At 42.5% G+C, this 11,942-nt stretch carries 12 protein-coding genes; all 12 read left to right on the top strand.

Annotated elements, in window-relative coordinates; translation table 11 throughout:
- The first annotated feature begins 63 nt into the window (after positions 1-63).
- The 12 genes from betA (at position 64) to ACED60_RS01850 (ending at position 11,713) form a co-directional block, all read left to right on the top strand.
- Positions 64-1,776: a choline dehydrogenase gene (betA, locus tag ACED60_RS01905; protein ID WP_371726797.1), complete on the top strand. Its 1,713-nt coding sequence runs from the start codon at positions 64-66 to the stop codon at positions 1,774-1,776.
- 10 nt (positions 1,777-1,786) lie between these two features.
- Positions 1,787-1,921: a hypothetical protein gene (locus ACED60_RS01900; protein WP_371701232.1), complete on the top strand. Its 135-nt coding sequence runs from the start codon at positions 1,787-1,789 to the stop codon at positions 1,919-1,921.
- A gap of 12 nt (positions 1,922-1,933) precedes the next feature.
- A complete protein-coding gene (locus tag ACED60_RS01895) occupies positions 1,934-2,905 on the top strand; it encodes a choline ABC transporter substrate-binding protein (RefSeq protein ID WP_371726796.1) in 972 nt (323 codons plus the stop codon).
- A 107-nt stretch (positions 2,906-3,012) separates the two neighbouring features.
- Positions 3,013-3,855: a choline ABC transporter permease subunit gene (gene choW, locus ACED60_RS01890; RefSeq protein WP_009845976.1), complete on the top strand. Its 843-nt coding sequence runs from the start codon at positions 3,013-3,015 to the stop codon at positions 3,853-3,855.
- A gap of 2 nt (positions 3,856-3,857) precedes the next feature.
- Positions 3,858-5,072 (top strand): choline ABC transporter ATP-binding protein, encoded by a 1,215-nt coding sequence (gene choV, locus ACED60_RS01885; RefSeq protein WP_371726795.1) that lies wholly within the window; start codon positions 3,858-3,860, stop codon positions 5,070-5,072.
- Positions 5,073-5,434: 362 nt separating this feature from the next.
- The gene (locus ACED60_RS01880) at positions 5,435-5,917 is read left to right on the top strand and encodes a MarR family winged helix-turn-helix transcriptional regulator (RefSeq protein WP_009845974.1); all 483 of its coding nucleotides are present in this window, start codon (positions 5,435-5,437) and stop codon (positions 5,915-5,917) included.
- 441 nt (positions 5,918-6,358) lie between these two features.
- Positions 6,359-7,015: a Qnr family pentapeptide repeat protein gene (locus tag ACED60_RS01875; RefSeq protein ID WP_371726794.1), complete on the top strand. Its 657-nt coding sequence runs from the start codon at positions 6,359-6,361 to the stop codon at positions 7,013-7,015.
- A 230-nt stretch (positions 7,016-7,245) separates the two neighbouring features.
- Positions 7,246-7,506, top strand: coding sequence for a DUF5062 family protein (locus ACED60_RS01870; protein ID WP_009845972.1), 261 nt, complete (start codon positions 7,246-7,248; stop codon positions 7,504-7,506).
- A 468-nt stretch (positions 7,507-7,974) separates the two neighbouring features.
- Positions 7,975-8,508, top strand: coding sequence for a diaminobutyrate acetyltransferase (gene ectA / locus ACED60_RS01865; protein ID WP_009845971.1), 534 nt, complete (start codon positions 7,975-7,977; stop codon positions 8,506-8,508).
- Between the two features lie 35 nt (positions 8,509-8,543).
- Positions 8,544-9,809 (top strand): diaminobutyrate--2-oxoglutarate transaminase, encoded by a 1,266-nt coding sequence (gene ectB, locus ACED60_RS01860; protein ID WP_009845970.1) that lies wholly within the window; start codon positions 8,544-8,546, stop codon positions 9,807-9,809.
- A 13-nt stretch (positions 9,810-9,822) separates the two neighbouring features.
- Positions 9,823-10,209 (top strand): ectoine synthase, encoded by a 387-nt coding sequence (locus ACED60_RS01855; protein WP_009845969.1) that lies wholly within the window; start codon positions 9,823-9,825, stop codon positions 10,207-10,209.
- A gap of 79 nt (positions 10,210-10,288) precedes the next feature.
- On the top strand, positions 10,289-11,713 hold the full coding sequence (locus ACED60_RS01850) for an aspartate kinase (RefSeq protein ID WP_102582569.1): 1,425 nt from the start codon (positions 10,289-10,291) through the stop codon (positions 11,711-11,713).
- The last annotated feature ends 229 nt before the right edge of the window (positions 11,714-11,942 follow it).

Genomic DNA, 11,942 nt, shown 5'->3' with positions numbered 1-11,942 from the left:
CTCAATTTTATGGGTTAGCTTAACAGAGCGAGCCCTACTGACTCATCTCAGGGAAATCAAAACATGGAACAACGCTACGATTATATTATCGTCGGCGCGGGTTCGGCCGGCTGTGTGTTAGCGGATAGGCTAACGGAAAGCGGTGAACATAGCGTTTTATTATTGGAAGCGGGTGGTACGGATAAGAGTATTTTTATCCAAATGCCGACTGCGCTTTCTTACCCGATGAATACTGAAAAGTACGCTTGGCAATTTGAGACCCAACAAGAACCGGGCCTTGATGGACGTGAACTGCATTGTCCACGTGGCAAGGTGTTAGGTGGCAGCTCATCGATCAACGGCATGGTTTACGTTCGTGGCCACGCTTGTGACTTTGACCAATGGGAAGAAGAGGGCGCAGCCGGTTGGAATTACCAAGCTTGCTTGCCTTATTTCCGCCGTGCTGAATCATGGAATAAAGGTGGTGACGAATATCGTGGCGACAATGGCCCTGTCGGCACTTGTAACGGCAACGATATGGCGCTTAACCCACTTTACCAAGCATTCATCGATGCAGGTAAAGATGCCGGTTACCCAGAAACTCAAGATTATAACGGCTACCAGCAAGAAGGCTTCGGCACCATGCACATGACGGTAGACAAGGGTGTTAGAGCCTCAACCTCTAACGCTTATCTACGTCGTGCATTGAAGCGTTCAAACCTTACCTTGAAAAAAGGCATCGTGGCGCGTCGTTTCTTACTTGAAGCACAAGACTCAGAAGGTCAATCAGGCTTGAAAGCGGTTGGTGTCGAGTTTGAAAAGTCAGGCAATACCCAAGTTGCCGTGGCGAACAAAGAAGTGATCTCTTCTGCGGGATCTATTGGCTCGGTTCAACTGCTGCAACTTTCTGGTATCGGCCCGAAAGCGGTGCTTGAAAAGGCGGGTGTTGAGCTTAAACACGAACTCAGTGGCGTCGGTGAAAACCTACAAGATCACTTAGAAGTGTACTTCCAATATCACTGTAACGAACCTATCACGCTCAACAGCAAGTTGGGCTTAGTCAGCAAAGGCATGATTGGCGCGGAATGGATTCTGACTCGCAAAGGTTTGGGTGCTACTAACCACTTTGAATCGTGTGCGTTTATTCGCTCTCGCAAAGGATTGAAGTGGCCAAACATTCAATACCACTTCCTGCCAGCAGCGATGCGTTACGACGGACAAGCGGCCTTTGATGGTCACGGTTTCCAAGTTCATGTTGGGCCTAATAAGCCAGAAAGTCGTGGTACGGTAGCGATCACTTCTGCTGATCCGCATGCCAAGCCAGAGATCATTTTCAATTACATCTCGACTGAGCAAGACCGCCAAGATTGGCGTGATTGCATTCGCTTAACCCGTGAAATTTTGTCGCAACCTGCGATGGATGTTTACCGTGGCGAAGAGATTCAGCCAGGTCTGAGCGTAACTTCTGATGAAGCGATCGACGAATGGGTTAAGCAGAACGTTGAAAGTGCTTATCACCCTTCTTGTGGCTGCAAAATGGGCGCTGATGATGACCCAATGGCGGTACTTGATGAAGAGTGTCGTGTTCGCGGCATTGATAATTTGCGCGTTGTCGACTCGTCTGTTTTCCCTGTTATTCCAAACGGCAACCTTAACGCACCGACCATCATGGTAGCTGAGCGTGCCTCGGATCTGATTCTGGGCAAGCCCGTTCTAAAAGAGCAAAACGTTCCGGTCTGGATAGCACCGGAATGGGAAGAAACACAAAGAATCAATAAGCCAGTACGAGAAGCGTAAGCGTCTGTTATTGGCTAAAAAACAGCAAAAGCAGCAAAGAATAAAAACAACAAGTAACAAGCAAAAAATAACAAAACTAATTAGTCAAAAGTCAGAAGAACTGCTCTCTATCGGTGTTGATATCGAGCAGCAAAAGGAAAGATAAAAAGGAACCATTATGACGACTCTAAATATTCAGAACGTGACGACAAAAACGTTAACAGCACTAGCCATCAGCTCATTTGCATTTGGTGCTAACGCTTCTGTTGAACCACAACAATGTGAAAACGTACGCTTCGCTGATGTTGGTTGGACAGACATTACCGCAACAACGGCTATCACTTCTGAGTTACTCAAAGGCCTAGGCTACAAAACCAAAACCGACCTACTTTCAGTACCGGTTACTTACTCTTCAATGGCGAACGGTGATATTGACGTATTCCTAGGTAACTGGATGCCAACTATGGAAGGCGACATCGCTAAGTACCGCGAAGCGGGAACGGTTGAGACCGTGCGTGCCAACCTTGAAGGTGCAAAATACACACTAGCCGTACCAAAATACGTGTACGACTCTGGCGTGAAAAGCTTCGCCGACCTAGCAAAACATGCCGACAAATTTAAAGACCGCATCTACGGTATTGAACCGGGTAACGATGGCAACCGCTTAATCCAATCAATGATTGATTCTGACGCGTTTGGCTTGAAAGATTTCAGCCTAGTGGAATCAAGTGAAGCGGGCATGGTATCGCAAGTATCTCGTGCTGCTCGTCGTAGTCAGTGGATCGTTTACCTTGGTTGGGCACCGCACCCAATGAACAGCAATGTTGAGATGGAATACCTATCAGGTGGTGACGACTTCTTCGGCCCTAACTACGGTGGCGCAAATGTTTACACCAATGTTCGTTCAAACTACCTGTCTGAATGTGCAAACGTCGGTCAACTTCTGCAAAACCTAGAGTTCACTCTAGAGATGGAAAACCAGTTGATGGAAGAGATTCTTAACCAAAAAGTGAAGCCTGAGAAAGCGGCTCAACAATGGTTGAACAATAACCCTCAACAAGTTGAAGCTTGGTTAGACAACGTAAAAACGCATAAAGGTGAATCAGCGACTCAAGCGGTTACTGAATACCTAAAACAAGTTAAAGCTTAGTTTTACCTACCTATCGATCTATTTATCAAAGCTCTATAAATAAAAAAGGTGGGCTTGCCAATTGTCTATTGGTTTGAAGTAGCCCACCCATAATAAAAGGCAATATTGTGAATTTTATTACGGAAAACAAAATCCCTGTTGGTCAATGGATGGAAGCGGGTGTTGATTGGCTAACAATCAATGCAGCAGGATTCTTTGACGCTATTTCGATTTTTCTAGAAACCGTCATTATGTTTTTAGTCGATGTATTTAAGTGGATGCCACCGGCTTTACCAATCGTGATGACCGCGGCGATTGCATGGTATTTACACCGTAAACCCTCGCTTGTGATTTTCGTGGTTGCAGCTTTGCTGACTATTTTAAACCTTGGCTACTGGCAAGAAATGCTGGAAACCTTTGTCCTCGTATTTGCAGCGACAACGATTTCCGTATTAATTGGCGTTCCAGTTGGCATTATGGCCGCGCATCGCCCTTGGTTATATACGGTGCTTAGACCCATTCTTGATCTAATGCAGACGGTTCCAACGTTTGTGTATCTGATTCCGACTTTGGTTTTATTCGGCTTGGGCATCGTTCCTGGCTTAATATCGACCATCATCTTCGCTATTGCCGCGCCAATTCGTTTGACCTACTTAGGCGTCACCAAAGTGCCTGAAGAGTTGATTGAAGCGGGTAAAGCGTTTGGTGCAAGCCGCATGAAATTGCTGATGAAAGTGGAATTACCGGCAGCCTTACCAAGCATTATGGCAGGTGTAACTCAATGTATTATGTTGTCGCTTTCGATGGTGGTTATCGCCGCTCTTGTCGGTGCTGACGGGCTTGGTAAACCTGTTGTTCGCGCATTGAACACAGTGAACATCTCACAAGGTTTTGAAGCCGGGCTAGCGATTGTATTAGTCGCTATCATTCTTGATCGCTTGTGCAAAACACCAAACCAGAAGGAAGCTTAATCATGTCTATCTCTAAGGACCCAAAGACTATGGATGCGATTACCATTAAAAACCTCGATGTTGTGTTTGGTGATAAGCCGAAGCAAGCGCTTGAACTGCTCGACCAAGGTAAAACTCGCCAAGAGATCATTGATGAGACTGGCCAAGTCGTTGGCGTAGACAATGTGTCGCTGACGGTTGAAGAAGGCGAGATTTGTGTGCTGATGGGTTTATCGGGTTCAGGTAAATCTTCTTTGCTTCGTGCAGTAAACGGTTTGAATGAGATCAGCCGTGGTTCATTGGCAATCAAAGATGGCGATAAGCTGGTTGATTTAGGTGAACAGTGTGACGAAGCGACCTTACGTCACCTTCGCACTCACCGCGTTTCAATGGTGTTCCAAAAATTTGCCCTAATGCCTTGGTTAAACGTGTTAGATAACGTGGCGTTTGGCCTTGAAATGCAAGGTGTCGCAAAAGATGTTCGTCGTGCTAAAGCGCGTGAACAGCTTGAAATGGTGGGTTTGGCAGAGTGGGAAACCAAGTATCCGCATGAACTATCGGGCGGTATGCAGCAACGTGTTGGTTTGGCACGTGCATTTGCGATGGATACTGACATTCTTCTTATGGATGAACCGTTTTCAGCGCTTGATCCGTTGATTCGTGCGCAGTTGCAAGATGAGCTAATCCTATTACAAAACAAGCTTAACAAAACGATTCTGTTCGTGAGCCATGATTTGGATGAAGCACTGAAGATTGGTAATAACATTGCGATCATGGAATCAGGTAAATTGATTCAACACGGTAAGCCTGAAGAGATCGTACTCACGCCAAAAACAGAATACGTGAAAGATTTTGTCGCACATACTAACCCGTTGAACGTACTCAAAGGTCGTTCGTTGATGCAGCCACTGGATTCTTTGAAACAAGAAGATGAAAGTTGGAAGATCTGTGACTCTAAAGACTTATGGATTGAGCAGAGTGAAGGTACTTTGTCTGTAAAAGGTGAATCGACTTTAGCGCTTGTTGAGTGGAACGAATCCGACGATTTAACGGCAATCAGCGCGTCGAGTGTTGTAGTGGCAAGTCCAGAGATTGGCATGCGCGATGCGATTAAACTGAAACAGCTAAGTAATCACCCGATTTTGCTGGTGGAAGACAATAAACTGGTCGGTATTTTGGATAACAGTGAATTTTATAATGCGCTTACTGGTAACTTTCAGATGAATACCGCTGCGTAAAATTTCGTTTTTCAGCTTAGCTATTAAGGCTGGTTTTTTATTGGGTGGAGAGGGTTAAATCTCTCTACCTCTATGATTATTAAAATATATTATTCTTTGAGTTTGTATTCTCTGACTCATTATTTTTGTCTTCATTGAAGCTTTGATTCCCCCTTCATTAGGCAAAAGTGCCGTACCACGCAAGTTTAGTGGTATAGAAAAGATTGAGAATAGTATTAACATCAGTACAATGCGGAAAAATCAATGAAGTAAATTATCAATTTACAGTGTAATTCGAGCGATCCTAAGCTGTTCAGTTTGGAAATCTCATCGCCACGGCACTGTAAAGTCACTCACAGTATATTAGTACAAAGGTCTGCATCTTGGATAAACATGACGAAATCTTGGTCGCTATTCGCCAAATTATTCGCGCTATCGATTTACACTCGAAAAAGCTGAGTAAAGAGTATGGTTTGACGGGCCCTCAATTGATTTTAATGCGCGCAATCCAAGAGATGGGTAATGTGACGATCAAAGAATTGTCTAATCAAACTAATGTGAGTCAAGCGACGACAACGACGATCATCGATCGCTTGGAATTGAACGGCTATGTACAACGTGTTCGCAGCTCGTCAGATCGCCGAAAAGTACACGCAAATCTGACTGAAAAAGGTCAAGAGCTACTTAACAATGCGCCACCACCGCTACAAGATAACTTCGTTAAAAAATTCCAAAATTTAGAAGCATGGGAGCAAAGCCTACTACTTTCTTCGATGCAACGTGTGTCTGCAATGATGAACGCCGAAGACATCGACGCAGCTCCAGTTCTACAGCTTGAAGGCATTGCAAACGTCGTCAAGAGTTAACGTAGTTTTAAATTGTCTAGCTAAGAAAAAGTTTAAAGAGTTATAAAATGGTCGCATCAAGCGGCCATTTTTTGATCTTGGCCTCCCAATTTTTCTGACTTTACTAATAAAAATCATCTTTTAGTTGTAGCCTATCGATATAAGCTAAGGTTTTCGAAAGACTAAGTATCAAGCGAAGGTATCTATATAGGCTATTGTATCAAGTTTGTGCTGACATATGATGATCTTCTCGTTGTGTCTAATCTCCCCACTTCTAAACGACAAAACTTTTTTCAAGATAAGCGCATGCCATAAAACGAAAACAACAACCTTAAATGGCTCGTTTGGTGCCTTAAAATGGCCAAACTAGGGTGTTTTAAGTTGCTGTTTTTGTTGGTTTTTAATTTGATGTTTTCTTAAGATCACAATGGTAGTCTTAGCTTGATTTCTTTAGGGGGCTAAATGGACACCAATAACAGTACTTATCATCAGCACAGTTTTGCTCAGCAAGATCTATCAGAGCTTACATTTACGGCCTGTACGTTTATCCGTTGTGATTTCAGACGTTCGAACTTACGTGATGCAACGTTTATTAACTGTAAGTTTATTGAACAAGGCGATATTGAGGGATGCCACTTTGATATTGCCGATTTACGAGACGCAAGTTTCCAGAATTGCCAGTTGGCGATGGCGAACTTTAGTAATGCGAATTGCTATGGGATTGAGCTGCGTGAATGCGACTTAAAAGGAGCGAATTTTACTCGTGCTAACTTTGCCAATCAAGTAAGTAATAGGATGTACTTTTGCTCTGCGTATATTACGGGCTGTAACCTGTCATACGCCAACTTGGAGCAGGCCTGCTTGGAAAAGTGTGAGTTGTTTGAAAACCGCTGGATAGGGACTTACCTTGGCGGTGCGTCACTGAAAGAGTCTGATCTCAGCCGAGGCGTGTTCTCCGAAGATGTATGGGGGCAATTCAGTATGCAAGGGGCTAACTTGTGTCATGCGGAATTAGAAGGGTTAGACCCTCGCAAAGTGGATACGACAGGGATTAAGATTGTTGTTTGGCAACAAGAGCAGTTGCTTGAAACCATGGGTATTGTTGTGATGCCTGATTGATTTTCCAATTCTGCATATCACGCTGTAAAACTCGGTTGTCGTATCACTCGGTGTAATCAACCACAGCAGTTAGAAGAAAAGCTCAAAGCTAATAACTTTGGGCTTTCCGTATTTGGAGTCCGTAACCTGCAATTTATCAAAGCGACTCCTCAAACTGAGAGCGAAGTAATCTTGTGAGTCTTTCGGTTTGATATACTCAGTGTTCATTCGATTAAGATGATGGAGATGATATGTCGAAAACCGCGAAGATCATTAATGAAGATAAATTGCTCAAGAAAGCTCTGGAAGTCGGTTCTAAAATGGCAAAGTTACAAGGCTTTGATTTGCCACACTCATCTCAACCTATAAAAGTTAAGGCTGTGTACTTGTTTCTTGTTGGAGTTAATCAGATCACGCCTTTACCTGAAAGTAAGCTTGATGGCGCGAATATTAAGAAGCGTTTAGCATTATGGATACACAAGGCTCTGCCTGATAATGATCCCCTGAAGTAATTCGCGATTAACTCAGTGATTCGAATTTGTTTCTTTTGATTGATTGCCAATTTATGTTTACTTGAAAAGCCTAGCTATCCCACGCTAGGTTTTTTTGTTTTAGGTATCTGCGTTTCAATATTAGAGCCTAAGTCATCTCTTTTTAGAGCGTCACTGTTTACCTTATTCAGTATTGGAGTCGTCGATATTTTTGCTGATTCCTATCCTTCCTACTCAGGCACTTGAACGCTGTATTTTATGAATTGCACTAACGATTTCCTTTCGTCTATTCCCTTCAAGACTCTCAAATTTATACCGACCCAATAAATACATTAGAACTCAAAGTATTATTTAATACATATAATACTTACGCAAGTGTGATCTGTGTCGCTAAAATTTGATTTTTAGCGCTAATGTGTTGATCTTTGTGTATGGGAAATGCTCATAATTAAAAGGAATTTAATTAGAGTTCAAAGGAAATGTCTCGGTATGATTACGTCAGCGCCTTGGATATTGTATCCAGAGGTTGTAGAAAAGATGATTGAAAAATGGAATTTTCGTGAGCCAGAAGTTTCGGATGGCAACAACATTTATCAATTAATTTCAGAGTGCCCCCCATTAGATACTAACTCTTCATATTGCAATTTCTTGCAGTCTACTCACTTTAGTAAAACTTGTATTTTAGTGGAGCATGAAGGTGACCTTGCTGGCTTTATTTCTAGTTACCAAAAACCCAGTGAGCCCAATGTTCTCTTTATTTGGCAAGTGGCGGTGGCGCCTAAGTTTAGAGGCAATGCTTTAGCCTACAAGATGCTGAACACCTTACTTAAACGAGAGGGCCTAAAGAGCATTGAAGCGATAGAAACGACTATCACTGAATCAAACCAAGCGTCTTGGGCATTGTTCAAAAAGCTGGACGAAAAAAACGGTAACACCGGGAAAGTGACTACTTTCTTAGATGAAAATCTTCACTTTAACGGGCAGCACGATACCGAATACCTCTATCGAATCCTCCTTAAATAATCAAACACTTATAGGAATTAAATAACGGCATTATCATGGATATTTTTAAAAAGCAGGAATCTAACGTACGTTCATACTCGAATAGTTTTCCAGTTACTTTTAGTAAATCAAAAGGTTGCTGGCTTGAAACGAAACAAGGTGATCGTTACATCGATTTTCTTGCTGGAGCAGGATCTCTCAATTACGGTCACAACAATCCAATACTTAAGCAAGCCTTGCTTGATTACATTGAAATGGATGGGATTACGCACGGTTTAGATATGCATTCAGAAGCCAAAGCTGAATTCTTAGAAGCGCTTACTCGCTTAATTCTAGAACCAAGAGATCTCAATTATAAAGTTCAATTTACAGGCCCAACAGGAACCAATGCCGTTGAAGCCGCGATTAAATTGGCTAAAAAAGTGAAAGGCCGAAGCAGCATTGTAGCGTTTACCAATGGTTTTCATGGTTGTACTGCAGGTGCACTGGCTGCTACGGGTAACCAACATCATAGACAAGGCGCGGGTTCAAACCTAAACAACGTTACGCGTTTGCCATTTGAGGGTTACGCTGGCATTGATGGATTAAAATTGTTCGAAACGATGTTAGCTGATAATTCTGCCGGTATGGATAAGCCAGCAGCCGTCTTATTGGAAACGGTTCAAGGTGAAGGTGGATTGAATGTCGCTTCAAATGAGTGGCTACAGCGTTTGAGTAAAATTTGTAAAGCTCACGATATCTTAGTCATTGTCGATGATATCCAAGCGGGTTGTGGTCGAACGGGTACGTTCTTTAGCTTTGAACCATCAGGTATCAAGCCAGATATAGTCACGCTGTCTAAGTCGATAAGTGGTTATGGCTTACCGATGGCCGTCGTTTTATTAAAGCCTGAATTAGACAAATGGCAGCCGGGAGAACACAACGGCACCTTCCGTGGTAATAACCATGCGTTCGTTACCGCTACGAAAGCGTTAGAAATGTATTGGTCAAATGATGATTTTGAAAATCATATTCAACGTAGCTCAAGCATGGTCGATGATGTCATTCAACGCAATATCAAGCGTTTCCCAGAGCTATTCGTTCAACGCAAGGGACGTGGAATGATGATTGGCATTGAATGTAAAGATGGAAACACGGCTGACGAAATTGCCAAAACGTGTTTTGAAAACGGTATGGTCATTGAAACAGCTGGCCCTAACGATGAAATAGTTAAGTTCTTTTGCCCACTGACGATATCTGAATCGGAACTGATGCAAGGTTTAACCATCTTCGAAGATTCAGTAGAAATTGTAGCAACTAAGTATTTCAAAAAAGTATCGTAATAGGGACAGCAAAATGATTGTTAGAACACTTGATGAATGTCGCAATAGCGAAAGACGTATTGTTTCGGATAATTGGGAAAGTACTCGCATGTTGTTGAAAGATGACAACATGGGTTTTTCATTTCATATCACGACAATTTATGAAGCGACGGAAACACATATTCATTATCAAAACCATTTAGAATCAGTATATTGCATGAGTGGTGAAGGCGAAATTGAAGTGGTTGGTGGTGAGACTTATCCCATCAAACCTGGGACGCTTTATATCCTTGATAAGCACGATGAACACTATTTACGTGCGTATAAAAACAAAGAAATGGTTATGGCGTGTGTATTCAATCCGCCAATTACTGGCGCTGAAGTTCACGATGAAAACGGCGTTTATCCTCTGGTTGATTAACCGACTTTTTCTGGGGTGAAATCTCACCCCAATTTCCATTTATCTAGTCTTTATTGCTTCTCTATAACTAAGGTCTTTTATGACATTTACCGTAGAAAAAATCGGCGGTACATCCATGACAGCATTTGATGCTGTGCTCGACAATATTATTCTCCGCCCGAAAAATCCGTACAATCGAATTTTTGTTGTGTCTGCTTATAGCGGGATGACAGATGCACTTTTGGAGTGCAAAAAAACAGGCAAGCCAGGTGTTTATCAATTGATCGCAATGCGTGATGATTCTTGGGAAGAAGCGTTATCTTACATTGAAAGCCGTATGTTGTTGATCAATGAGCATATTTTTGCAGATCCGATGAATCGTGCACGTGCTGATAAGTTCATCCGTTCGCGTATTTCAGAAGCGAAGAACTGTATTACAAATATCCTTGAAACGTGTCAATACGGTCAGTTTTCATTGAGGCATTACTTGCCTCAGATCCGCGAGTTTCTTTCTTCAATTGGCGAGTCACATAGTGCGTATAATACGGCTCTTAAATTGAAAAATATTGGTATTAATTCAACCTTTGTTGACCTTTCGGGTTGGGATAACAAGACTCCTCAGAGTTTGGACGATACCATCAGAGACGCTTTTTCAGATATAAATGTGGCTGAAGAGCTACCTATAGTGACGGGTTATGCCTATTGCAAAGAAGGTTTGATGCATACTTATGACCGTGGTTACAGTGAGATGACGTTTAGCCGTGTCGCGACTATGACTAAGGCATCACTGGCTATTATTCATAAGGAGTATCACTTTAGTTCGGCCGATCCAAAAGTGGTTGGGGTTAGCTCAGTTAAACCAATTGGAGCGACTAATTATGATGTTGCCGATCAGTTAGCAAACCTTGGTATGGAAGCTATTCATTCTAATGCCGCAGCAGGGTTGCGCGAGAGTGGAATCGAACTACAAATAAAGAACACTTTTGAGCCAGAGCATGAAGGTACACTGATTTCTTCAGATTACCGCCCAGACACCAATCAGATAGAGATTATTGCCGGAAAACAGAAAGTATATGCGTTGCATGTATTTGATCAGGGGATGGTCGGTAAGGCTGATAACGTCAGTTATGAACTAATGGAAATTATCGCGGATGCGAGAGTTAATCTTATCGGAAAAGAGATGAATGCTAACTCTATTACGTATTATCTAGGCGGTAGTTCAGAAAGTTTAAATAAGGTGTTTTATAAGGCAGAGAAGCGATATCCGAAAGCATCTATTTCGGGACGTATGGTCGCTATCATTTCGGCGATCGGCTCTCAAATTGACACCAATAAAACGCTAGCGAATGGCGTATTGGCTTTGATGAGCAATAGTGTTACGCCTATTGCGTTACATTCGTCGATGAGAAACGTGAATGTACAATTTGTTGTGAGCGACGATAAGTATCAAGAGGCCATTTGTGCATTACATGAAGAGTTTTTTGAACAAAAGCAAAAGGTCACATCATCAGTGAATGCTGCTTAAATCTAGAGCGGTGAGCCCATCCCATCGACTAACTGAACGTTTGATCTGTAGGGTTGAGACTGCAAAAAATTCTGTGTAAAGGCCATTTTTATGATGGCCTTTTTCGTACCTGCTCGATGACATATTGTGATTTCAGTCCTTATTTTGTAAAACAAGGTTATGAACTTTAAGGTGCGGCATTTAATGTCGGTGTTGTTGTTATTTCACGCGAATAATTCAGGAGCAAGGT

The sequence above is a fragment of the Vibrio sp. 1F279 genome, assembly GCF_041439815.1.
GTDB classification, from domain to species: Bacteria; Pseudomonadota; Gammaproteobacteria; order Enterobacterales; family Vibrionaceae; genus Vibrio; species Vibrio tasmaniensis_A.
Note: the sequence above shows the minus strand (reverse complement) of the source record. Positions and strands in the feature narration are given on the sequence as shown.